The 23,204-nt window shown below is 67.5% G+C and carries 19 protein-coding genes; 12 read left to right on the top strand and 7 right to left on the bottom strand.

The features are described 5' to 3' along the window. Positions 1-88: 88 nt before the first annotated feature. A complete protein-coding gene (locus ACO07Z_RS03305; protein WP_421697388.1) occupies positions 89-1,378 on the bottom strand; it encodes an N-acetylmuramoyl-L-alanine amidase in 1,290 nt (429 codons plus the stop codon). A gap of 752 nt (positions 1,379-2,130) precedes the next feature. Between ACO07Z_RS03305 and ACO07Z_RS03300 the strand changes: the two genes are divergently transcribed. Beyond that, complete coding sequence (locus ACO07Z_RS03300) at positions 2,131-4,941, top strand: Rne/Rng family ribonuclease (RefSeq protein WP_421697387.1); 2,811 nt, start codon at positions 2,131-2,133, stop codon at positions 4,939-4,941. A gap of 190 nt (positions 4,942-5,131) precedes the next feature. Further along, the gene (locus tag ACO07Z_RS03295; RefSeq protein ID WP_421697386.1) at positions 5,132-5,959 is read left to right on the top strand and encodes a transglutaminase-like domain-containing protein; all 828 of its coding nucleotides are present in this window, start codon (positions 5,132-5,134) and stop codon (positions 5,957-5,959) included. A 25-nt stretch (positions 5,960-5,984) separates the two neighbouring features. Here ACO07Z_RS03295 and ACO07Z_RS03290 read toward each other — a convergent pair whose 3' ends face one another. Beyond that, complete coding sequence (locus tag ACO07Z_RS03290; RefSeq protein WP_421697385.1) at positions 5,985-6,827, bottom strand: SDR family oxidoreductase; 843 nt, start codon at positions 6,825-6,827, stop codon at positions 5,985-5,987. A 144-nt stretch (positions 6,828-6,971) separates the two neighbouring features. Here ACO07Z_RS03290 and ACO07Z_RS03285 point away from each other — a divergent pair, with 144 nt between their 5' ends. Continuing rightward, positions 6,972-7,343, top strand: coding sequence for a winged helix-turn-helix transcriptional regulator (locus tag ACO07Z_RS03285; RefSeq protein ID WP_421697384.1), 372 nt, complete (start codon positions 6,972-6,974; stop codon positions 7,341-7,343). Positions 7,344-7,520: 177 nt separating this feature from the next. Here ACO07Z_RS03285 and ACO07Z_RS03280 read toward each other — a convergent pair whose 3' ends face one another. After that, complete coding sequence (locus tag ACO07Z_RS03280; RefSeq protein ID WP_421697383.1) at positions 7,521-8,723, bottom strand: pyridoxal phosphate-dependent aminotransferase; 1,203 nt, start codon at positions 8,721-8,723, stop codon at positions 7,521-7,523. Positions 8,724-8,867: 144 nt separating this feature from the next. On the opposite strand from ACO07Z_RS03280, the gene ACO07Z_RS03275 reads away from it, so the two are divergent. The 6 genes from ACO07Z_RS03275 (at position 8,868) to aat (ending at position 14,475) form a co-directional block, all read left to right on the top strand. Continuing rightward, positions 8,868-10,334, top strand: a complete 1,467-nt coding sequence (locus tag ACO07Z_RS03275; RefSeq protein WP_421697382.1) for a M48 family metalloprotease — start codon at positions 8,868-8,870, stop codon at positions 10,332-10,334. Positions 10,335-10,369: 35 nt separating this feature from the next. Next, complete coding sequence (locus ACO07Z_RS03270; RefSeq protein ID WP_421697381.1) at positions 10,370-11,155, top strand: DsbA family protein; 786 nt, start codon at positions 10,370-10,372, stop codon at positions 11,153-11,155. Positions 11,156-11,346: 191 nt separating this feature from the next. Further along, positions 11,347-11,790, top strand: coding sequence for a type II 3-dehydroquinate dehydratase (gene aroQ, locus ACO07Z_RS03265; RefSeq protein WP_244377093.1), 444 nt, complete (start codon positions 11,347-11,349; stop codon positions 11,788-11,790). A gap of 33 nt (positions 11,791-11,823) precedes the next feature. Next, positions 11,824-12,303, top strand: coding sequence for an acetyl-CoA carboxylase biotin carboxyl carrier protein (accB, locus tag ACO07Z_RS03260; protein ID WP_421697380.1), 480 nt, complete (start codon positions 11,824-11,826; stop codon positions 12,301-12,303). Between the two features lie 10 nt (positions 12,304-12,313). After that, positions 12,314-13,666 (top strand): acetyl-CoA carboxylase biotin carboxylase subunit, encoded by a 1,353-nt coding sequence (gene accC, locus ACO07Z_RS03255; RefSeq protein ID WP_421697379.1) that lies wholly within the window; start codon positions 12,314-12,316, stop codon positions 13,664-13,666. Positions 13,667-13,794: 128 nt separating this feature from the next. After that, a complete protein-coding gene (gene aat / locus ACO07Z_RS03250) occupies positions 13,795-14,475 on the top strand; it encodes a leucyl/phenylalanyl-tRNA--protein transferase (RefSeq protein ID WP_421697378.1) in 681 nt (226 codons plus the stop codon). Here the strand turns inward: aat and ACO07Z_RS03245 are convergent. The 3 genes from ACO07Z_RS03245 to ACO07Z_RS03235 form a co-directional block, all read right to left on the bottom strand. Continuing rightward, positions 14,406-15,065 carry a DUF2155 domain-containing protein gene (locus tag ACO07Z_RS03245; RefSeq protein WP_421697377.1) on the bottom strand — a complete coding sequence of 220 codons (660 nt, stop codon included), beginning with the start codon at positions 15,063-15,065 and terminating at the stop codon, positions 14,406-14,408. The two genes, aat and ACO07Z_RS03245, sit on opposite strands and share 70 nt — an antisense overlap. Positions 15,066-15,196: 131 nt before the next feature. Continuing rightward, complete coding sequence (locus ACO07Z_RS03240; RefSeq protein WP_421697376.1) at positions 15,197-15,652, bottom strand: NADH:ubiquinone oxidoreductase subunit NDUFA12; 456 nt, start codon at positions 15,650-15,652, stop codon at positions 15,197-15,199. Positions 15,653-15,700: 48 nt separating this feature from the next. Beyond that, a complete protein-coding gene (locus ACO07Z_RS03235) occupies positions 15,701-16,891 on the bottom strand; it encodes an MFS transporter (protein ID WP_421697876.1) in 1,191 nt (396 codons plus the stop codon). 577 nt (positions 16,892-17,468) lie between these two features. Between ACO07Z_RS03235 and ACO07Z_RS03230 the strand changes: the two genes are divergently transcribed. The 3 genes from ACO07Z_RS03230 to ACO07Z_RS03220 are packed head-to-tail and all read left to right on the top strand — an operon-like array spanning position 17,469 to position 22,716. Further along, a complete protein-coding gene (locus ACO07Z_RS03230; protein WP_421697375.1) occupies positions 17,469-21,185 on the top strand; it encodes a vitamin B12-dependent ribonucleotide reductase in 3,717 nt (1,238 codons plus the stop codon). Positions 21,186-21,199: 14 nt separating this feature from the next. After that, a complete protein-coding gene (locus ACO07Z_RS03225) occupies positions 21,200-22,123 on the top strand; it encodes a DUF429 domain-containing protein (RefSeq protein ID WP_421697374.1) in 924 nt (307 codons plus the stop codon). A gap of 47 nt (positions 22,124-22,170) precedes the next feature. Further along, complete coding sequence (locus ACO07Z_RS03220; RefSeq protein WP_421697373.1) at positions 22,171-22,716, top strand: GNAT family N-acetyltransferase; 546 nt, start codon at positions 22,171-22,173, stop codon at positions 22,714-22,716. A gap of 12 nt (positions 22,717-22,728) precedes the next feature. Here the strand turns inward: ACO07Z_RS03220 and ACO07Z_RS03215 are convergent, their stop codons facing one another. Beyond that, the gene (locus ACO07Z_RS03215) at positions 22,729-23,190 is read right to left on the bottom strand and encodes an Lrp/AsnC family transcriptional regulator (RefSeq protein WP_244377105.1); all 462 of its coding nucleotides are present in this window, start codon (positions 23,188-23,190) and stop codon (positions 22,729-22,731) included. Positions 23,191-23,204: the final 14 nt, after the last annotated feature.

The raw sequence follows: 23,204 nt of genomic DNA, 5'->3' as shown, positions 1-23,204 counted from the left end.
CACCGCGCGCCAGCACGATGCGAGTCCAGTGTCCGTCGTCGCCCTAAGGGCAGCGTGTGCGCGGCAACTATGGCCTAATCGCGACCGTTCAAGGCACGGTCGCGGCCAGGGGATCGCCGCCTGTCCGGCCTGCGCTGGCCGGCAGCGCCACAGGGGTACCCTCGACGGGTCCCTGAGCGGCGAAATAGGCATCGATCGCCGCCGCCATGGCCTCGGTCACACTAGCCTGCCACGAGGCCGATGTCATGAGTTCGAGGTCCTTGGCGCTGGAGAGATAGCCGAGCTCGAACAAAACGGAAGGCACGTCCGGCGCCTTCAACACCTTGAAGCCGGCCGATTTCAGCGGCGATTTGTGCATCCGCGCCACGCCGCTGACGCTCCCCGCCAGGCTGCGGGCAAAAAGTGAGGAGAAGTTGCGCGTTTCGCGCTGTGCGAGGTCGAACAGGATGCCGGCGACATCCGCTGGCTCCTCGGAAAGGTCGATTCCGGCGATGAGATCCGCCTTGTTTTCCGAATCCGCCAGTCGCTGCGATTCGGCGTCGGAGGCGCGGTCGGAGATGGTGTAGATCGTCGCCCCGCGCACATCGCCATCTTTCGAGCCGAGCGAATCGGCGTGCAGCGAGATGAACAACCGGGCGCCGTTTTCGCGGGCGAAGCGCACGCGCCGGCCGAGCGACACATAGGTGTCCTTGGTGCGCGTCATCAGCACGCGGTAGCGGCCGGTCTCCTCGAGCCGCCGCTCCAGCTGGCGGGCGATGACGAGCACCAGTTGCTTCTCGTTGACGCCGAACTTGGCGTTGACCGCGCCGGCGTCGATGCCGCCATGGCCGGGGTCGAGGACGATGACCGGGCGCGTATCGCCGGCGACGGCGGCCTCGGCCTGCGGCATGTCCGGTTGCTCCGCGGCGCGCTGCGGGGCAGCGGCCGCCTGCAGGAAGCTGGCGCGGTCGGTCTTGACGAGATCGATCACCAGCCGCGCCGGCTGGTCGTCCATGGGGTCGAGCACGAAGGCCTTGTCCACCTTCACCGGCGAGGTCGCGTCGAGCACGATGCGCGCCTTGCCCGGTGCGAAAAGGCCGAAGCGATAGGCAGAGACGAGGCCCCGCCCCTCCTGCCCCGCCGAGGCCGGCAGGGCGAAGATGACATCGGGAATGTCGATGACGACGCGATAGGGGTCGGCCAGAGTGAAGGCGCCGAGCGGCACCGAGCGCGAGAGGTCGATCACCAGCCTTGTGCGCTGGTCGTCACCGGCCAGGCGCGCATCGCTAGCCACCACCGGCTCGCCGGCTCCGGCGGCATGGGACGTGGAGAACCACGCCGGCAGCAGCGCGAGCGCCACCGCGAGCCAGATCGTCCGCATACCCCTTGGCCACGCCATGGCTGCCCGTGTCTCCTCATGTCCCGGTCGTCCGCACGAAGCTGGGGCGCGTGCCCCGCCTTTCTAGCGAATTACGCAGGAAGGGTTAACCAGCCCTTGCGCCCGGCCCCGTTTCGCCCGGCGGGCGTGGCCGGCGGGCAACGCCCGGCGCGCAGCATGTCGGACGCGATCCTTGCCAAATCGCCATGCGTGCCGCTATTAAGAGCATGCATATGGTTCGCATTCCGGTCGCTCGTCGACGTCCGGCTTTCGCGGCCCCTGCGGCGAAGGGCTATCCAGCGATGGTGGGCCCGGCACAAGGCGCGAATTCCGTTCAGGACCCGTAGCCGTGCCTCGGCGGTCGTCATGACTGCGCGCCCGGGGAACGCGGTCCGGTTTCGTCATTCACGGACGATTGGACGTGGGGCTCCCGCGCGGTGCTTTTCGCCGTGTCGTGTTCCACGGTCTTCGTGGCCATCTGACGTGAGCCGGACCGCGCGCGGTCGCGGCTCGCCCTGTTCGGTCGTGTAAGGACGGCAACCAACGATGATGCGTCAGCCGGCAAGTGTGGGTCTCGTGCGCAAGGCGGTTTACCGCTGCGCACCTGCCCGCAGGCCCGCGACCTGCGCACCACGTCGGCGCCCCGCCTGCGAGGCTCCCCGTCCTGCCCGCCGCATCCCCTTCGCGCTTTCAGTTTCCGCTTACTGGCACGGTCCGAGCCGTCCGGCGTCGTTGGCGACGTCGACGCGGCCGCTGCCCCATATGAGAGTTCAATGGCCAACAAGATGCTCATCGACGCCACCCATCCCGAGGAGACTCGGGTGGTGGTGGTGCGCGGCAACCGAGTCGAGGAATTCGACTTCGAGGCCGCCAACCGCAAGCCGCTGCGCGGCAACATCTACCTCGCCAAGGTCACGCGGGTAGAACCTTCCCTCCAGGCAGCCTTCGTCGAATATGGCGGCAACCGGCATGGCTTCCTCGCCTTCAGCGAGATCCATCCCGACTATTACCAGATCCCGGTCGCCGACCGGCAGGCCCTGCTGGCCGAGGAAGAGCGCCAGCAGCGGCGCGACGCCGAAGCCGAGAACGAGGACAAGCCCAAGGGTCGTCCCCGCCGGCCGCGCGGCGCCGCCAAGTCCGCCGAGGGCGACGAGAGCGTTTCCGAGGAAGCAACGACCGAAACCGCCGGCGAGACCGAGGGCGACGCCGCCCCGGCGCGGCGTTCGCGCCGTCGCCGCTCGTCCGATGAAGAGGGCGGTGGCGAGGGCGGCGAGGTCGAGGAGATCGCCGACGAGGAAGAGATCGTCGACGAGGTCGGCTCCGACGACGCCATGGAAGAAATGCCGGAGCGCGCCCCGCCGCGCGGCCGGGCCCGCACCTACAAGATCCAGGAAGTGATCAAGCGCCGGCAGGTGATGCTGGTGCAGGTGGTCAAGGAAGAGCGCGGCAACAAGGGCGCGGCGCTCACTACCTATCTCTCGCTTGCCGGCCGCTATTCGGTGCTGATGCCCAACACGGCGCGCGGCGGCGGCATCTCCCGCAAGATCACCTCGGCCGAAGACCGCAAGCGGCTCAAAGAGGTCGCCTCCGACCTCGAAGTGCCGGAGGGCATGGGCGTCATCCTGCGCACCGCTGGCGCCAACCGCACCAAGCCGGAGATTAAGCGCGACTTCGAATATCTCCTCCGCCTGTGGGAGAATGTGCGTGAGCTCACCCTGGGCTCCACCGCGCCGTCGCTGGTCTATGAGGAAGGCTCGCTGATCAAGCGCTCCATCCGCGACCTCTACAACAAGGACATCGACGAAGTTCTCGTGGCCGGCGAGGACGGCTACCGTGAGGCCAAGGACTTCATGCGCATGCTCATGCCGAGCCATGCGAAGAACGTGAAGATCTACAAGGACCTGCAGCCGGTGTTCACCCGGTTCGGAGTGGAGAGCCAGCTCGATGCGATGTTCCTGCCGCAGGTGCAGCTGCGCTCCGGCGGCTATCTCGTCATCAACCCGACCGAAGCGCTGGTCTCCATCGACGTGAACTCCGGGCGTTCGACCCGCGAGCACAACATCGAGGATACGGCGCTGAAGACCAATCTGGAGGCCGCCGAGGAGGTGGCCCGCCAGCTGCGCCTGCGCGACCTTGCCGGCCTTGTCGTCATCGACTTCATCGACATGGACGAAAAGCGCAACAACCGGGCGGTGGAGCGCAAGCTCAAGGACTGCCTGAAGAACGACCGCGCCCGCATCCAGCTCGGCCGCATCTCGCATTTCGGCCTGATGGAGATGAGCCGCCAGCGCATCCGCACCGGCGTGCTCGAATCCTCCACCGAGGTCTGCCCGCATTGCGGCGGCACCGGCCATGTGCGCTCGTCCGCGTCCGTCGCGCTGCAGATGCTGCGCGGCGCCGAGGACATTCTCCAGCGCTCCAACACGCATAACCTCATCATCCGCACCCGTGCGGAGAACGCGCTCTATGTGCTCAACCACAAGCGCGCGCATCTGCACGAGCTGGAAGAGCGCTTCGGCGTGCTGATCACCATCGCGGCCGACCCGTCGCTGACCGGGCTCACCCCGTTCGCCATCGACAAGGGCGACGCGGTGCCGAACCCGATCCCGCTGCCGCGTCCGCCCGAGCTGGTCTTCGAGCCGGAGGACGAGATCGTCGGCGAGGAGAGCGAGGACGAGGTCGAGACCGAGGCGCCGGTGGAAGCCGCCGCCGAGCCGGAGGCCAGCGAGAGCCGCGACCCGGCGCCTGCTGCCTCGGGCGACACGTCAGGCGAAGGTGGACGCCGTCGGCGCCGCCGGCGCCGGCGTCGGCGCGGCGGTGGCGGCAATGGCGAGAATGGCGAGCGCCATGCCGAGGGCGAGGCCGGTTCAGACATGTCCGGCGTCGAGTTCGAGGATGACGGCGAGGACGGCGAAGGCGACGAGTCTGCCGAGACCACCGGGGTCGCGGTCGAGGTGACGGCGGAAGCCGTCGCCCAGGTCCCGGCAACCGACGCGCCGGCCGAGACTCTGCCCGAGAGCGCGGCGATCACCCCGGCCGAAGCGCAGGAGATCGCTGCGGCGGAGCCGGCCCCTGAAGCCGTGACTGAGCCCGCTGCGGACGCCGCGCCTGTCGAGGACGAGAAGCCGCGTCGCGGCCGTCGCGGCGGCGGACGCCGTACCAAGGCGGCAGCGGCCGAGGCCAGCACGGAGGCCGTGCCGGCTGCCGAAGCTCCTGTCGCAGAAGCCCCCGCAGCTGAAGCCCCGCCGGCTGAGGCCGCGGAAGCTGCCGAGGCGAAGCCCAAGCCCCGCCGCCGCCGTTCGACGGTACGCGAGAAGGCACCGGCCGCCGTGGAAGGCGATACGGTGAGCGAAAGCGTGAGCGAGGCGCCCGTGGAAGCGGCCGCGCCGGAGGCCCCGGTCGCGGAAAGCGCGCCGGAGCCGACCGTTGCCGCAGAGCCGGAGCCGACCGTTGCCGCAGAGTCGGCGCCGGTAGAGGCTTCGACTGCGGAGGAGGCGCCCGCTGCCGCCGAGCCTGCTCCGGCACCGGAGCCCGACCGCCCGCGCCGTACCGGCTGGTGGCAGCGCAAGATCTTCGGCGAGTGATCGCCGGAGCGAAGCTTCGATCGGCAATTCGGCGACAGGGCGCGCGCAGGCGCGCCCACCTCGTCTCGACACTGGGAACGGCGCCTCGCGGCGCCGTTTTTCTTTTCCCACCTGCCCGCGCTCCTGCCGGCCGGAACCTCCGTCCCTGGGCGGTGTTCTGCTCTGGGATCACAGCGACGCGGGGCCTTGAATGATCACCCTCCAATGCGGGTACCGGATCGAGGTCGCGTGCGACCGCCCGACCGCCGCCATCACCTTGCTCGATCCGCACCCGGAACGACAGGTCGACATCCTTGATGTGGTCACCATGAGCGTCGTGGCGCTCGGCGATGGCAGCCCGGTTCCCTCAGACACCTACGAAGACGGTTTCGGCAATATTTGCCGGCGGCTGGTCATCCCGCCCGGCGGGGCGCGCTTCGAGAGCCGCATCAACGTCGCTGATCCCGGCACGCTTGATGTGTTCGACCTCAACGCCATCGAGCACAACCCGGCCGAGCTCCCGCCCGAGGTGCTGCAATTCCTGCTGCCGAGCCGGTATTGTGAGGTGGACGAACTGTCCAATACGGCGTGGGGCCTGTTCGGCAGCTATGCCCCCGGCTGGAACCGGGTGCAGCAGATCTGCAATTTCGTCCACGCGCAGATCCGCTTCGACTATCAGTGCGCACGCAGCACCCGCACGGCCGCGCAGGCGTTCAACGAGAGGGTCGGCGTCTGCCGCGACTTCACCCATCTCGCCGTCGCGCTCACCCGGGCGATGAACATACCGGCGCGCTACTGCAATGGCTTCCTCGGCGATGTCGGCGTGCCGCCCAACCCGGCCCCGATGGACTATAATGCGTGGTTCGAAGCCTATATTGGCGGGCATTGGCACACCTTCGATGCCCGCCACAACGTGCCGCGCATCGGCCGGGTGCTGGTGGCGCGCGGACGCGATGCCGCCGATATCCCGATGCTGCACACCTTCGGCCCGCATATTTTGCAGCGCTTCGAGGTGATCACCGAAGAGATCGCGGCCTGACGCCCGCGCCCAGAAGTGCCCGGTGTCAGCCCCGCAGCGCCGCCGCGCGGTCCTGCGCCCACTGCGCCACACTGCGCGGCTCCTTGCCGGTCAGCGTCTTCACCGCGTCGGTCACGCCGACCGTCCAGCCCTCGCGCACGGGATAGAAGATGCTGGCGAGGAAGCGAGCATAGTCCTCGCCGATGCCAGCGCCGGTCAGGATGCCGACAAAGGTGTCGTCGTCGACCGGGGCATAGGCGACAGGCTTGCCGATTGCCTCCGCGAGAATCGCCGCCGCCTCGGCGTAGCTCAGGGCCTCCGGGCCGGTGAGATTGAACGCCTTGTTGTCGAAGGCGTCGGTGGTGAGCGCGCTCGCAGCGCTCGCGGCGATGTCGCGCCCGTCAATGAAGCTCGACTTGCCCTCGCCCGCCGGCACGGCGATAGCGCCGGCATGGTCAATGCCGGGCTTCCAGAAATTGAGGAAATTGTCGGTGAACCAGTTCGGCCGCAGGATCACATAGGGCGTGCCGGAGGCGATGAGCGCCAGTTCGACCTGGCGATAAGGAATGGAATCGTCGGCATCGACGCCGAGCGCGGTCTGCAGCACCACCTTCACCTTACGGGCGGCGGCAGCCTCGATGACCGGGATGAGCCATTCGCGCGGCGTGGTGACGCCGCCCGGCAGCAGCACATAGGCGCGGTCGACGCCGTCGAACGCCGCCGCGTAGGTCTCCGGCCGGTCGAAGGCGAAGGCGACACCTTCCGCGCCCTCGATCGCCGCGCCGCCGCGCGAGGCCGCCTTCACCGCCTCGCCGCGCGCCAGCAGTTCTTTCACCAGCGGCCGCCCAACATGACCGCTCGCGCCGAGAACCAGAATCTTGCCTGCCATCGTCTGTCTCCGTAGTATCTAATGGAAACCATGTTTCGGATGACAACCTACGCCCGTCTTCCATGTACGCAAGAGAGCACTTTGCGCTCACATGGTGGCGTCGAGGAAACCGGCCTGCCGGGGTCAGCCGCGAGGGAGACCGCGATGCGCTACGCCTATAATGTCTATGAAGACCGTTGCCCCACGCGGATGGTGCTCGACCGGCTGGCCGACAAATGGGCGCTGCTGATCCTCGACCGGCTGGAGGACGGGCCGGTGCGGTTCAACCATCTGCGGCGCGACATCAAGGGCATCTCGCAGAAGGTGCTGTCGCAGACGCTGAAGAAGCTGGAGCGCGACGGGCTGGTGACGCGCACGGTGACTCCCACCGTGCCGGTCACCGTGGAATACGCCCTCACCCTGCTGGGCCGCGCGCTGGGGGAAACGGCGGCCGCCCTCACCCATTGGGCCGAGCACAATATGGACGCCATCCTCGCCGCCCAGGCCGCCTATGACGCCGCGCTGGCGGAAAGGTAAACTCCGGGTAGACGCCGCCCCCGCTTCCCTCATCCCCGGGCTTGACCCGGGGACGCAGACTGTGCGGCGCAGCGGGACCGCTGGGTGCCCGGGTCAAGCCCGGGCAAGAGGGCAGTGGCCCGTCACCCCGAGGCGCGCAGCAAGCCGCGAAGGGCGCAGGCCCGCGCCGCCCTGCCCTCATCCCTTGCGCAGGAAATCGCCAATCCGCCGCACCGCCTCGCGCATCTCGTCCGGCGCGCCGGCATAGGAGAGGCGCAGATAATGGTGACCGCGATGCGGGTCGAAATCGACGCCTGGCGTCGCCGCCACATGCGCTTCGTCGAGCAGCCGCCGGGCGAAGGCAGCGGAATCGTCGGTGAAGCGGGCCACATCGGCATAGAGATAGAACGCGCCGTCGACGGGCAGGAATTCCGGCAGGCCCGCGGCGGGCAGGCCCTGCGTCAGGATCAGCCGGTTCTCCTCATAGCCGTGCTTGACCGCCTCCATCTCGCCGGCGCCGTCAAAGGCCGCCTCGGCGGCGATCTGCGAGAGGGTGGGCACCGAGATCATGAGGTTCTGCTGCAGCCGCTCCACGGCGCGCACGAGACCTGCCGGCATTACCATCCAGCCGACCCGCCAGCCGGTCATGCAGAAGTATTTCGAGAAGGAATGGATGATGGTGGCCTCCGGGCTCACCGCCGCCGCGGTGGTGGCGGGGAAGGCGTAGTCCAGCCCATGATAGATCTCGTCGGAGATGAAGCGGATGCCCGCCTCCTCGGCGGTGCGGATCAATTCCGCCAGCGCCGAGGGCCGCATCATCGTGCCGGTGGGGTTGGCCGGGCTCGCCACCAGCACGCCCTTGAGCGGGGCGCGGCGGTGGGCGTCGAGCAGCGCCTCCGGCGTGATGACCCAGCGCGAGGCGGCATCGGTCTCGATCAGCACCGGCTCGCAACCGAGCGCGGTGAGGATGTGGCGATAGGGCGGGTAGCCGGGATTGGCGATCGCCACCCGGTCGCCGAGCTCGAACTGGGCGAGGAAGGTGAGCAGGAAGCCGGATGACGAGCCGGTCGTCACCACCACCCGGCCAGGATCGAGGTCGAGCCCATAGGTCTCGCCATAATGTCGGGCGATGCGGGCGCGCAGCGAGGGTATGCCGAGCGCGGTGGTGTAGCCGATGCGGCCATGGTCGAGCGCGCGCCGCGCCGCCTCGCGCGCGGTGGAAGGGGCCGGCGCCGCCGGCTGGCCGACCTCCATATGGATGACATGGCCGCCCGCCGCCTCGATGCGCGCGGCCCGCTCCATCACGTCCATGACGATGAAGGGGGCTATCTCGCTGCGGCGGGAGGCGCCGGCGAGCCGCGCGGCGACTGCGAGGCGATCTGACGGGAAAGATGTATCCATGATGCCGAACCTTGCCCAGGCGCCGCACCCGTGCCGCATTGTTTCGCGCGTGTCGGCGGACGTTCAATAGAAGATGATAACGGGCAGGCTTGACCCCGCCGTCACGACAGCGTCAGTTCCCCCGGAAACATATCGTGTCGATGGATGATGCCTTCGCTGCTGCTTGACAACCCCTCCTGCGCCACCCGCCGCCCGAGCGGTCGCCCTGTCGCGCGCATCGGCACCGCCCTTGCGCGCGGCGCCACCTTTCTTGCCGCCGCCGCGCTGCTTGTCCCCGCCGCACCGGCGCAGGCGCAGAGCCGCCAGCCCGGCATCATCCGCGATGCCGAGATCGAAACGCTGATGCGCGATTACACGCGCCCGATCTTCAAGGTGGCCGGCCTTCAGCAGCAGAACATCCAGGTGGTGCTGGTCGGCAGCGACAGCTTTAACGCCTTCGTCGCCGACGGAAGGCGCATCTTCATCAATACCGGCGCGTTGCAGCAGTCGAAGACGCCGAACGAAATCATCGGCGTGCTCGCCCATGAGACCGGCCATATCGCCGGCGGTCACCTCGCCAATATGCGCCAGCAGCTGGAATCGGCACAGACCGCCGCGATTGTCGGCATGCTGCTCGCCGCCGGCGGCGTCGCAGCCGGCGCGGCGACCGGCGCCAATATGGGCGGGGCGGCGGCAGGCGCGATCATGGCGCCGCAGGAAGTCGTCCGCCGCACGCTGCTCTCCTATCAGCGCGGTCAGGAAGCCTCGGCCGACCAGGCGGCGGTGAAGTACCTCACCGCCACCAAGCAGTCCGCCAAGGGCATGCTGACGACCTTCGAACGCTTTCAGAACGACCAGATCTTCCTCAGCCAGCGTGTCGACCCCTATGTGCTCAGCCACCCGATGGCGACCGAGCGCATCGCGCTCCTGTCGGAGATGGCGCATAAGAGCCCCTATTTCGACGCCAAGGACCCGCCCGCCCTGCAGGCGCGGCACGATATGATGCGGGCCAAGCTGGTGGGCTTCACCCAGCCGCCGGACACGGTGAACCGCACCTATTCGCGTTCCGACACCTCGCTGCCGGCCCGCTATGCCCGTGCGATTTCCGGCTACCGCTTCGGCAGCATCTCGGACGCGCTGAACCAGATTGATTCGCTCATCGCCGAGCAGCCGAACAATCCCTATTTCCATGAGCTGAAGGGCCAGGCCCTGCTGGAGGCCGGGCGGGCGCGGGAGGCGGTGCCGCCGCTGCGCCGCGCCGTCGCGCTGTCCGATGGCAACCCGCTGATCCGCATGCTGCTCGGCCAGGCGCTGGTCGCCAGCGACGACAAGGCGTCGATGGAAGAAGCGGTGCGCGAACTCACCTTCAGCCTGCAGCGCGAGCCGACCTCGCCCGCCGGCTGGCGGTATCTCGCCATGGCCTATGGCCGCAAGGGCGACATTCCCAATGCCGACCTTGCCTCGGCGCAGGCCGCCTATATGAGCGGCGATTTCCGCCTGTCGCGCGAGCTTGCGACCCGCGCCCGCAACGGCTTCAAGCTCGGCTCGCCGGGCTGGCTGAAGGCGGACGACATCGTCAACTACAAGCCGCCGGTGGACCCGAACGCCCGCCGCAAGCAGGCCGGCCAGTGACAGCCGGCACCGCCTCTTTCCCGCTGGAGACTCCCATGCAGCCCCTTCGCCTGCTCCGCCGCGCCGGCCGCGCGACCCTCGCGCTCGGCCTTGCCACCGGCCTGCTGCTCGGCGCGGCGCACACACCGGCCTCCGCGCTCGACGATGCCCAGCGCAAGGAATTCGAGAGCGTCATCCGCGACTATCTCGTGAACAATCCCGAGGTGATCCAGGAAGCGATCATGGTGCTGCAGCAGCGCCAGGCCGCGGCTGCGGCCAAGCAGCGCGAGGCGGCGGTGGCCGAACTCAAGCCCCGCATCTACGACACCACGCGCGGCGTCGTGGTCGGCAATCCGCAGGGCGATGTCACCCTGGTCGAGTTCTTCGATTACAATTGCGGCTACTGCAAGCGCGCGCTGGGCGACATGGTCGACCTCATCAAGGGCGACCCCAAGCTCAAGGTGATCCTCAAGGAATTCCCGGTGCTCGGACCGGGTTCGGTGGAAGCGGCACGCGTAGCGGTCGCCGTGCGCCTTACCGCGCCGGACAAGTATTTCGACTTCCACAAGAAGCTGCTCGGCGAACGGGGCCAGGCCAACAAGGACAAGGCGATCGAGGCCGCCGTCGCGGCCGGTGTCGACAAGGCGGCGCTGGAGAAGGCGCTCGACAACCCGGAAGTCAACGCCACGCTGCAGGACGACCTGCAACTGGCCGAGGCGCTCGGCATCGATGGCACGCCGAGCTATGTGCTGGGCGACCAGGTGGTGGTCGGTGCGGTCGGCCATGACCAGCTGAAGGACGCCATTGCTTCCGTGCGCAAGTGCGGCAAGACCCAGTGCTGACCATCCATGGCTGAACCTCCGGCGCGGACCGCACGAACGGACCGCGCCAGACGCGGCCCCGCCGCGAGGTCCGCCGGCCGGGGATAATCCAAGGGAAAGCACGGCAGGGCTTGGCGCGAGGCCAGCCATTGCCTATAAACCCGCGGCCGTCCCGGCATGGGGCCGCCGGCGGCTGGCTTCAACGAGGCGCGATGCCCGACACGGTGCATGTTCTCAACGGACCGAATCTGAACCTGCTCGGCACGCGCGAGCCGGAGATTTATGGCCGTGCGACCATCGCCGATGTGGAGGCCGCCTGCCGCGCCGCCTGCGAGCGCCATGGCCTCGACCTCGTCTTCCGCCAGACCAACCATGAGGGCGAGCTCGTCACCTTCCTGCAGGAAGCGCGCGGCTCGCGCGGCGTTGTGCTGAACGCGGCGGCCTATACCCACACATCCGTCGCCATCGCCGACGCCATCAAGGCGGCCGGCCTCATTGTCGTCGAAGTCCACCTGTCCAACGTCTTCGCGCGCGAAGCCTTCCGCCATCATTCCTATATTTCGCCGGTCGCCCGTGGGGTGATCTGCGGCCTGGGGATCGACGGCTACCGGCTCGCCATCGATGCGCTCGCCACCGCCGGTGGCAAGATCAGCTGAGGGAGACGGGCGAGCGACCGTCACGGGATCATGATGAAAACCAACAAGCCGAACATCGACCCCGCGCTCGTGCGCGAGATCGCCAACCTGCTGTCCGAGAGCGACCTCACCGAGATCGAGGTGCAGCACGAGGATCTGCGCATCCGCGTCGTCCGCGCCGCGCCCACCGTCTATGCAGCCCCGGTCGCGGTCGCGCCGGCCCCCGTGGCCGCCGCCGCCCCGGCACCGGCTGCCGCCGCGCCGGCTTCTGCCGCGCCCGTGGCCGACCTGTCGAAGCATCCCGGCCTCGTCACCTCGCCGATGGTGGGCACCGCCTATCTCGGCCCCGAGCCCGGCGCGAAGTACTTCGTCGACGTCGGCTCGGTGGTGAAGGAAGGCCAGACGCTGCTCATCGTCGAGGCGATGAAGACCATGAACGCGATTCCCGCGCCCCGCGCCGGCACCGTGACCCGTATCATCGTGGAGAATGCGCAGCCGGTCGAATATGGCGAGCCACTCCTGATCATCGAGTGAGGCGCGCCTGATGTTCGGCAAGATTCTGATTGCCAATCGCGGCGAGATCGCCCTGCGCGTGCTGCGCGCCTGCAAGGAAATGGGCATCGCCACCGTGGCGGTTCATTCCACCGCCGACGCCAACGCCATGCATGTGAAGCTGGCGGATGAGAGCGTGTGCATCGGCCCGCCGCAGGCCCGCGACAGCTATCTCAACATTCCGGCCCTGCTCGCCGCCTGCGAGATCACCGGGGCCGAAGCCGTGCATCCCGGCTATGGCTTCCTCGCCGAGAATGCGCGCTTCGCGGAAATCCTCATCGACCATGGCGTGCAGTTCATCGGGCCGAAGCCCGAGCACATCCGCATCATGGGCGACAAGATCGAGGCGAAGAAGACCGCCAAGCGGCTCGGCATTCCCTGCGTGCCCGGCTCGGATGGTGGCGTCACCTCCGACGACGAGGCGATGAAGGTCGCCAATGAGATCGGCTATCCCGTGCTCATCAAGGCCGCCGCCGGCGGCGGCGGGCGCGGCATGAAGGTGGCGCGCTCGGAGCAGGAACTGTCCGCCGCCCTCTCCACCGCGCGCTCGGAAGCCCGCGCCGCCTTCGGCGACGACGCGGTCTATATCGAGAAGTATCTGGGCACGCCCCGGCACATCGAAATCCAGGTGCTGGGCGACGGCAAGGGCAACGCCATCCATCTCGGCGAGCGCGACTGCTCGCTGCAGCGCCGTCACCAGAAGGTGCTGGAAGAGGCCCCCTCGCCCATCCTCACGCCGGAACAGCGCGCCCGCATCGGCGGGACGGTGGCGCAGGCCATGCGCGACCTGAAATATCTCGGCGCCGGCACCATCGAGTTCCTGTACGAGAATGGCGAGTTCTACTTCATCGAGATGAACACCCGCATCCAGGTGGAACATCCGGTGACCGAGGCCATCACCGGCGTCGATCTCATCAATGAGCAGATCCGCGTCGCTGCCGGCCTGCCGATGAGCGTGACGCAGGACGACATTAAGCTCGACGGCCACGCCATCGAGTGCCGGGTGAATGCCGAGCATCCCCGCACCTTCCGGCCCTCGCCGGGGCGGATCGACTACTGGCACGTGCCGGGCGGGCCGGGCGTGCGCATCGATTCGGCGGTGTATCAGGGCTATACGATCCCACCCTATTACGACAGCCTCGCCGGCAAGCTCATCGTCCACGCCGCCACCCGCGAGGAGTGCCTCGCCCGGCTCAAGCGGGCGCTGAACGAGTTCGTGGTGGAGGGCATCGAAACCACGCTGCCGCTGTTCCGCGAACTGGTCGAGAATGACGACATCAAGCGCGGCGCCTACGACATCCATTGGCTGGAGCATTTCCTCGCCGAGGGCGAGCCGGGCGCCTGAGGCGCCTTCAGATCAGCTCTTCGACGACATCATGGCCGGGCACGTCCCGGCCATTTTCGTGTCCGCCGTCGCCGTGCCAAAAGGCACGGCGCCTTCACAGCGCTGCGCATCTCGGTCATGCTGGCGTCATGTCACACCCGCGCGAACATCAGGTCGAGATCACCCCGGACGTGCTGCTGAAGGCCTATGCCTGCGGCATCTTCCCGATGGCCGAGAGCGCCGACGACCCCGGCCTCTACTGGATCGAACCGGAGCGGCGCGGCATCATTCCGCTGGACGATTTCAGCATTACCAGCCGCCTCGCCCGTACGGTGCGCGCCGACCGCTTCGAGATCCGTATCGACCATGATTTCGAGGCGGTGATCGATGGCTGCGCCGCCCCCGCCGACGGGCGCGGTTCGACCTGGATCAACCGGCGCATCCGCAAGCTCTATTGCGACCTGCACGCGCGCGGCTACTGCCATTCGGTGGAAGCCTGGCAGGATGGCGTGCTGGTCGGCGGCCTCTATGGCGTCCGGCTGGGGCGGGCGTTTTTCGGCGAGAGCATGTTCCACACCGCCCGCGACGCCTCCAAGGTGGCGCTGGTGCATCTGGTGGCGCGGCTGAAAAAGGGCGGCTTCGTGCTGCTCGACACCCAGTTCGTCACGGACCACCTGCGCAGCTTCGGCGCCATTGAGGTGCCCAAGCGCCAGTACAGCCGGCTGCTGGGACAGGCGCTGGAAGCGGGTGAAGGCGATTTCTACTGCTGGCCGCCGGGCGAGGCGATCACCGGGGCGGTCTGCTTGCAGTCGGTCAGCCACACATCATAGATCGGGTGCTCCACCCCGTGCAGGCCGGGGCTGGAGGCGAACATCCAGCCACCGAACAGCGGCTGCACCTTGCCGTCGAGCGCGATTTCCTGAATCTCGACGAAGCCCGTGGTGTTCTGCTGCTCGCTTTCCGGCCGCGTATAGCAGGCGCGCGGCGTGATCCGCAGCGCACCGAACTGCACCGTCTCGTTGATCGCCACGTCGAAGCTGGTGATGCGGCCGGTGATCTTGTCGAGGCCGGAGAACTCGGCGGTGCGGTTCTCGATCTTCTGCTCCGGCGGCTGAATCACCTCGATGTCGCCGCTCGGACCGACGGTCGCCTGCCCCGGCACTTCCGCCGGCGCCTGAGCGGGCGCGCGCGGCGCACCGGCGTCAGGGTCCTCCATGATGGAGGGCACACCCGCTCCGCCCGGGGGCGAATCGGGGTCCTCGACCGGCCCTTCCATCTGCGGCGGCGGTGCCAGCGGCTGCGATTCCACCCCGCCCTGCCACCCTTGGGCAGCGAGAGGCGCGGCGGCAAAGCCCGCCAGCATCACCCCGGCGAGAAGCGCGGAGCGCAGGAACGGTCGGAAAGCGGAAATGCCGTGCACCGGAAAGCCTCGCGAAGCGCACTGCCCCTCCGGCGCGCGCAGGGGGCCAAGATGCCGGGCAATGCGGCGATGTCGGGGCGGGCGCGAAAATGGCGCGCGCAGCCCCGCCTGCCCCGCCGGCGCGGCGGGCGTCACTCGGGCGTCCAGGCCTTGTAGTCGCCCGTCACGGCGGGGCGATGACCGAAGCCGATGGCCGAGCCGGGCGGATGATAGGCATTGACGGTGCCGGTGGGGTTCGGCCGATGCGGCTGCTCCCACTCGCGCGCGACATAGCTTTCCTCGCTCGGCGGCACGTCGGAGCGCTGGTGCATCCAGGCGTGCCAGCCGGGCGGAATCGCGGTGGCTTCGGCATAGCCATTATAGATCACCCAGCGGCGCTCGAAGCCGAGCGAGGGGTCGATCTTGCGGCCCTTGGTGCGGTAGTAGCGGTTGCCGAACTCGTCCGTGCCGACGAACTCCCCATGCCGCCAGGTGTGGAAGCGCGTGCCCATGGTCTGGGCGTTCCACCAGGTGAAGGTCTCGGTGATGAAGTCGGAAATCTTCACGGAATTCGTCCCTGCGCCGGCCGTCGATCTCGCGCGGAACATGCCACCCGCTCCGCGCGAAGTCCAGCCGCGCGCGGCCCGGCGCGGCGCTTAACCACGGCTGCGGAACTCCGTGGCATAATAGGCGAGCGCCAGCAGCAGTACGGCGCCGCCGGCCACCGTCACCGCCCCCCAGCCGCCGAGCTCATAGAGTGGGCTCGCCACGGCGGAGCCCAGAGCGCCGCCGAAGAAGAAGGTCGCGATATAGAGGGCGTTCAGCCGGGCCCGGATTTCCGGTGCCAGCATGAAGATAGCGCGCTGGCCGAAGACCAGATTGGCCGTCACCGCGCAGTCGAGCACGATGGCGCCGAGCGCCAGCACGATCAGCGAGGCCGTGCCGCTGCCGAGTTCGGTCAATAAGAGGCCGACTAGCGCCAGCGCCAGCGCGGCGCCTGTCGCGATCCTCGACCATCCCCGGTCGGCGAGCCAGCCGGCGACGGGCGAGATGGCGACGCTGGCCGCCCCCGCCAGAGCGAACAGCGCGATCCCCTGCTGGCCGAGCCGGAATTCCGGCCCGGCGAGCTCCAGCGGAACCGCCGTCCAGAACAGCGTGAAGACCGCGAACATGGCCGCCTGATAGAGCGCGCGGCGGCGCAGCACCGGCTGCGAACGCAGCAAGGGCCCGAGCGAGCCGACGAGGCGTGCGTAGCTGGTGCGCCCGCCGGGGTGGCGGGGCGGCAAGGCCAGGCGCAGGCCGACCGCCAGCGCCAGCATTGCCAGCGCGGCGATGAGGAACACCGACCGCCAGCCGAACCAGTGGGCGAGCAGGGAGGACACCGGCCGTGCCAGCAGGATGCCGGTCATCAGCCCGCTCACCACGCTGCCGACCTTGCGGCCGCGCTCTTCCGGCCGGGCCAGATGCGCCGCGAAGGGCACGGCGACCTGCGCCACCACCGAGCCGATGCCGAACACCAACGCCGCCAGAAGGAACACGGCCGGCGCGTTCGCGAGGAACGCCAAGCCGAGACCGGCGGCGGCGCACAGCAGGATCGCGGAGATGAGACGCCGGTTCTCGACGATGTCGCCCAGCGGCACCAGAAGCAGCAGGCCGGCGATATAGCCGAGCTGCCCGACGGTGACGACGAGGCTGGCCAGTGTCTCGTCGAGGCCGATATCGTCGGCGATCAGCGCGATCAGCGGCTGGGCGTAATAGAGATTGGCCGCGCCGAGCCCCGCCGCGAGCGCAAGCAGGAAAAAGGTCGGGGCGCCGGCGGCCGGGCGCGCGTCGGGGATCGAGGTCATCGGGGCATGCCAGGTTGGAAGAACGGTGTCGCCGGTCATTTGGGGACCCGGGGCCGCTGCTGTCCAGATGCCGATGGGTCAGCGCGCCCTTGCCGGCGTGCGAAGGGAAAATGGCAAAAGCGCAAAGTGCGGTGATGCCCGTCATCCCCACTGTTCACCGGCTGTTTCGGAAGACGCGGATTGGCGCTGGACTCAGTGACCGAATCCCCTCTCGATTGGGGTTTGCCCCTGGCGGGCGACGTGTGGTGCCCCCATCTAGATTTAGCGATTTTTTCACACACTCCACACTAGAGTTTGTGACGCAAGGTTGACGGGCACGAAGGAGTCGGACAGTTTGGCGCCGTCGGTCGCAGCGTGATTTTGGCGGGCCGGCTCATCCAGATTGAATCGGACTCCATCGCCGGTACCACCTTCCGGCGGGGCGTTTATGCGTTCCACGTGCGTACCAACAACACACCGGAACGATGCGGCCTGGCCGTGCGATTTCGGATGACGGGGTATGCGGACGCAGGTCCGAGGCTTTGAAGATCGATACGCGGGCCGCGGACAGGTCCGCCCGAACCGGGGACGAACCAGAATGCGCATCCAGCGCCGTTACACGCAGGCCGGCCGTTCACCCTATGCGGACATCGCGTTCCGCAAGGCGACGAGCGAGATTCGCAATCCTGACGGATCGGTGGTGTTCCGCCTCGAAGCCATCGACGTGCCGGAGCATTTCTCGCAGGTCGCCACCGACATCATCGCGCAGAAGTACTTCCGCAAGGCGGGTGTGCCGGCGCGGCTGAAGAAGGCCGAGGAGGAGACCGTTCCCTCCTTCCTCTGGCGCGGCGTCGCCGATGAGAAGGCGCTCAGCGCCCTCCCCGAAAAGGAGCGCTATGTCGGCGAGACCGATTCCCGGCAGGTGTTCGACCGGCTGGCCGGCACCTGGACCTATTGGGGCTGGAAGGGCGGCTATTTCGATTCGGAGGAGGACGCGCAGGCCTTCTTCGACGAGCACCGCTACATGCTGGCCATGCAGATGGCCGCGCCGAACTCGCCGCAATGGTTCAACACCGGCCTGCACTGGGCCTATGGCATCGATGGCCCGAGCCAGGGCCACTTCTATGTCGACTATGTCACCGGCGAGCTGACCCGCTCCAAGTCGTCCTATGAGCACCCGCAGCCGCACGCCTGCTTCATCCAGTCCGTCGGCGACGATCTGGTGAACGAAGGCGGCATCATGGACCTGTGGGTGCGCGAGGCGCGCCTGTTCAAATATGGTTCGGGCACCGGCTCCAACTTCTCCGCGCTGCGCGGCGAGGGCGAGAAGCTCTCCGGCGGCGGCCGTTCCTCCGGCCTCATGTCCTTCCTCAAGATCGGCGACCGCGCGGCGGGCGCCATCAAGTCCGGCGGCACCACCCGCCGCGCGGCCAAGATGGTGGTGGTCGATGTCGACCACCCCGATATCGAGACCTATGTCGACTGGAAGGTGAAGGAGGAGCAGAAGGTCGCCGCTCTCGTCACCGGTTCCAAGACCGTCGCCAAGCACATGAAGGCCGTGATGAAGGCCTGCGTGAACTGCGAGGGCGAGGGTGACGATTGCTACGACCCGGAAAAGAACCCCGCCCTGAAGCGCGAGATCCGCGCCGCCAAGAAGGCGCAGGTGCCGGAGAACTATATCCGCCGCGTCGTGCAGTTCGCCAAGCAGGGCTACACGGAAATCGAGTTCCCGGTCTACGACACCGATTGGGATTCGGAGGCCTATCTCACCGTTTCCGGCCAGAACTCGAACAATTCGGTGCGCGTCGATGACGCGTTCCTGAATGCGGTCGAGGCGGATGCGGACTGGAACCTCACCTCCCGCATCACCGGCAAGGTGACGAAGACTCTGAAGGCGCAGGAGCTGTGGGAGAAGATCGGCCACGCCGCCTGGGCCTGCGCCGACCCCGGCATCCAGTTCCACACCACCATCAATGACTGGCACACCAGCCCGGCCGGCGGCCCGATCCGCGCCTCCAACCCGTGCTCGGAATACATGTTCCTCGACGACACGGCGTGCAACCTCGCCTCGCTGAACCTGCTGCAGTTCCGCAAGGCGGACGGCACGTTCGACGTGGAGAGCTATGAGCATGCCTGCCGGCTGTGGACCGTGGTGCTCGAAATCTCGATCCTGATGGCGCAGTTCCCCTCGAAGGAAATCGCGCAGCTTTCCTATGACTACCGCACGCTCGGCCTCGGCTACGCCAATATTGGCGGCCTGCTGATGACCTCCGGCATCCCCTATGATTCCGAGGAAGGCCGCGCCTATTGCGGCGCGCTCACCGCGATCATGACCGGCGTCGCCTATGCCACTTCGGCCGAGATGGCCAAGGAGCTGGGCCCGTTCCCGGAATACACCCCCAACGCGCCCCACATGCTGCGGGTGATGCGCAACCACCGCCGCGCCGCCTATGGCGAGAAGGCCGGCTATGAGGGGCTGAGCACCAACCCGGTGCCGCTCGACCATGCCAAGGTGCCCGAGAAACTGCTCGTCGAGCGCGCCAAGGCCGCCTGGGACCTCGCCCTTTCGCTCGGCGAGGCGCATGGCTACCGCAACGCCCAGACCACGCTGCTCGCGCCCACCGGCACGATCGGCCTGGTGATGGATTGCGACACCACCGGCATTGAGCCCGATTTCGCGCTGGTGAAGTTCAAGAAGCTGGCCGGCGGCGGCTACTTCAAGATCATCAACCGCGCCGTGCCGGAAGCGCTGCGCACGCTCGGCTATTCCGAGAGCCAGATCGCCGAGATCGAGGCTTATGCGGTCGGCCACGGCTCGATCACCCAGGCGCCGGCGATCAACCACTCGACGCTGCGCACCAAGGGCTTCGACGACGCCATGCTGGCGAAGATCGACGCCAGCGTGAAGGCGGCCTTTGACATCAAGTTCGTGTTCAACCGCTGGACGCTCGGCGACGAGGCGCTGGCCAAGCTCGGCGTGCCCGCCGACAAGCTGGCCGATCCGACCTTCGAGCTGCTGCCCTTCCTCGGCTTCTCCAAGAAGGACATCGAAGCGGCGAACATCCATGTCTGCGGCGCGATGACGCTTGAGGGCGCGCCGTTCCTCAAGACCGAGCACTATCCGGTGTTCGACTGCGCCAATCCGTGCGGGCGCATCGGCAAGCGCTACCTCTCGGTCACCAGCCACATTCTGATGATGGCGGCGGCGCAGCCCTTCCTCTCCGGCGCCATCTCCAAGACCATCAACATGCCGAACGAGGCGACAGTGGAGGACTGCAAGGAGGCGTATCTGCTTTCCTGGCGCCTCGCGCTGAAGGCCAACGCGCTCTACCGCGACGGCTCCAAGCTGTCCCAGCCGCTGAACTCGCAGCTCATCGCCGACGAGGACGACGAGGAGGACGCGGTCGAGGCGCTGCTGGAGAAGCCCGCCGCCGCCCGCGCCACCCAGATCACCGAGAAGGTGGTGGAGAAGATCGTCGAGCGCGTCGTCGCCCTGCGCGACCGCGAGAAGATGCCGGACCGCCGCAAGGGCTACACCCAGAAGGCGGTGGTCGGCGGGCACAAAGTCTATCTGCGCACCGGTGAATATGATGATGGCCGCCTCGGCGAGATCTTCATCGACATGCACAAGGAAGGCGCGGCGCTGCGCTCCTTCATCAACAACTTCGCCATCTCGGTGTCGCTGGGCCTCCAGTACGGCGTGCCGCTGGAGGAGTATGTCGACGCCTTCACCTTCACCCGCTTCGAGCCCGCCGGCCCGGTGCAGGGCAATGAGGTGATCAAGTACGCCACCTCGATCCTCGACTACATCTTCCGCGAGCTCGCCGTGTCCTATCTCGGCCGCCACGAGCTCGGCCATGTCGAGCCGAGCGAGTCGCATTTCGACGCGCTGGGCAAGGGCGTGGAAGAGGGCAAGGCCTCGCCGACCGCCGCCGCCTCGCGCATGGTCTCCAAGGGCCTGATGCGCGGCAAGAATGTGAGCCTGATGGTGGTGCCGGCCGGCACCCCGACGGCGCCCGCCGGCGCGACCTCGAATGTCACCGCGCTGCGCGGCGGCATCCAGGGCGCCACGGCGCTGAAGGCCGAGCCGATGGACGAGGAGGAACTGGAGCTGGGCAGCACCGACGCCCTGCCCTGGTCCGCCCCCACCCCGGCCCCGGCGACGAGCGGTCCGACCAAGGCGGAAGCCCGCGCCATCGCCCGCGCCAAGGGCTATGAGGGCGAATCCTGCCCCGAGTGCCAGAACTTCACCATGGTGCGGAACGGCACCTGCCTGAAGTGCGAGACCTGCGGAAGCACGACGGGGTGCAGCTGAGCAAGGTCAGGCTCATGTTCGACCACCTCATCCATGCCGACTGGAGCATGGATGAACGGAAGAGGTGGATGACGATGGCCACCCGTCTTTCTGACGGGTGGCTTATCGATTCCGCCTTTAAGGCAGATTCTCCCTCTGTCTTTGTTCAACAGCTCGCGGAGATTGGCCGGAATGGACGCGTTCTGGTCGGCTTCGACTTTCCGATCGGCGTTCCATCGGCCTATGGCGTGCAAACCGGCTTTGCTGATTTTCCGGCCGCACTGAGAGACTTTGGGGAGGGCGACTGGTCCGACTTTTTCAGGGTCGCCGACACTCCCTCAGAGATTTCCCTACAGCGACCGTTCTATCCCCGTATCTCCCGGAAAGGGTCGACACGGACTGACCTCACGACCGGCCTCGGCGTCCTGACGTTCGCCGACCTGTTACGGAAATGCGAACGAAGGACCGAACATGGCCCTGAAGGTTGTGCCCTGTTCTGGACACTCGGCGGCAACCAGGTTGGCAAAGCCGCACTGAACGGCTGGCACGGGGTAATCCGCCCGGCCATGCTGGACGGTGCGCTACTTTGGCCATTTGACGGCACGTTGGCAGACCTGTCTCGGCGTGCCGGAGTTGTTCTTGCTGAGACCTATCCGGCCGAGGCCTATGCCATTTTTGAGGGTCGCTTTCTTCGACGAGAAAGCAAGAGCCAGCAGGCTGATCGCTTAGGCAAGGCTCCTTCCATTCATCGCTGGGCAAACACCAACTCAGTGCAACTGTCCCCATCACTTATCGCTCAGATCGACGCAGGTTTCGGGCCGAGAAAGACGGGCGAGGATGCTTTTGATGCCTTTGCGGGCATGGTCAAGATGATCGAGGTGGTCGAAGGTCGTCGGAAAGAAATGAGCTATCCTTGGCCAGAGGCAAACGTCTGGGAGGGATGGATTCTCGGACGGTAGCCCGTCTCCGGCCCGAGCGGGCCGACACACGCCAATCTGGATCCCCGATGAACCTTCCCCCCGCTCTCACCACCCCTCGCCTGCTTCTGCGTCCGCACCGGATGGCGGATTTCGAGGCTTATGCCGCCATGTGGGCAGAGCCGGCGGTGGTGCGCTTCATCGGCGGACAGCCGCTGAGCCGCGAGGCGGCCTGGGTGCGCTTCCTGCGCCAGGCCGGTCTCTGGCATCATCTCGGCTTCGGCTTCTTCGTCCTTGAGGACCGCGTCAGCGGTGCCCTGCTCGGCGAGGCCGGCTTCCACGACATGAAGCGCACGCTCGAACCCTCCATCGAGGGCACGATGGAGGCCGGCTGGGCGCTGCGCACAGAGGCACAGGGCAAGGGGCTGGCGGAAGAAGCGATGCGCGCGGTGCTCGCCTGGGGCGAGGCGCATCGCCACGGCGCCCGCTTCACCTGCATGATCGAGCCCGACCACGCGGCCTCGCTCCATGTCGCCGGCAAGCTTGGCTTCACCCGGTTCGCCCAAGGGCTCTATGCCGGCCGGCCGGTGGTGCTGCTGGAGCGGCGCGCGGCGGCGAACGCGTCCGCGCCATAGGCGTGAGCCGGATCAGCGCGCGCGGCGTCCATTGGCGAGCACGTTGCGGATCGAGAAGCTCGAATGGATGCGCGAGAGGCCCGGAAGGGTCGACAGGATCTCGGTGTGGATGCGTTCAAACTCCGCCGGTGTCTCGACTTCGACGCGCAGCAGATAGTCCGAGCCGCCGGTCATGAGAAAGCACTCGCGGATTTCCGGGTGCCGGCGCACCGCCGCTTCGAAGCGGTTGAGGTAGTCCTCCGTCTGTCGTTCCAGCGTGATGTTGATGATCACGGCAATGGCGGCATCGCGCGCGGAATGGTCGACCAGAACGGTATAGCCGCGAATGACGCCGCTATGCTCCATCGCCTTGATGCGCCGCTGACAGCTGGAGGGGGAGAGCCCGACCTCGGCGGCGATCTGCGCGCTCGGCATGCGCGCATCGAGACGCAGCAGGCGCAAAATGTTGCGGTCGATCGAATCCAGAGCACTCACGGTGGTTCCTTCGA

Source organism: Ancylobacter sp., from assembly GCF_965229075.1.
Classification (GTDB): domain Bacteria; phylum Pseudomonadota; class Alphaproteobacteria; order Rhizobiales; family Xanthobacteraceae; genus Ancylobacter.
This window is presented reverse-complemented; position numbering and strand designations above follow the sequence as displayed.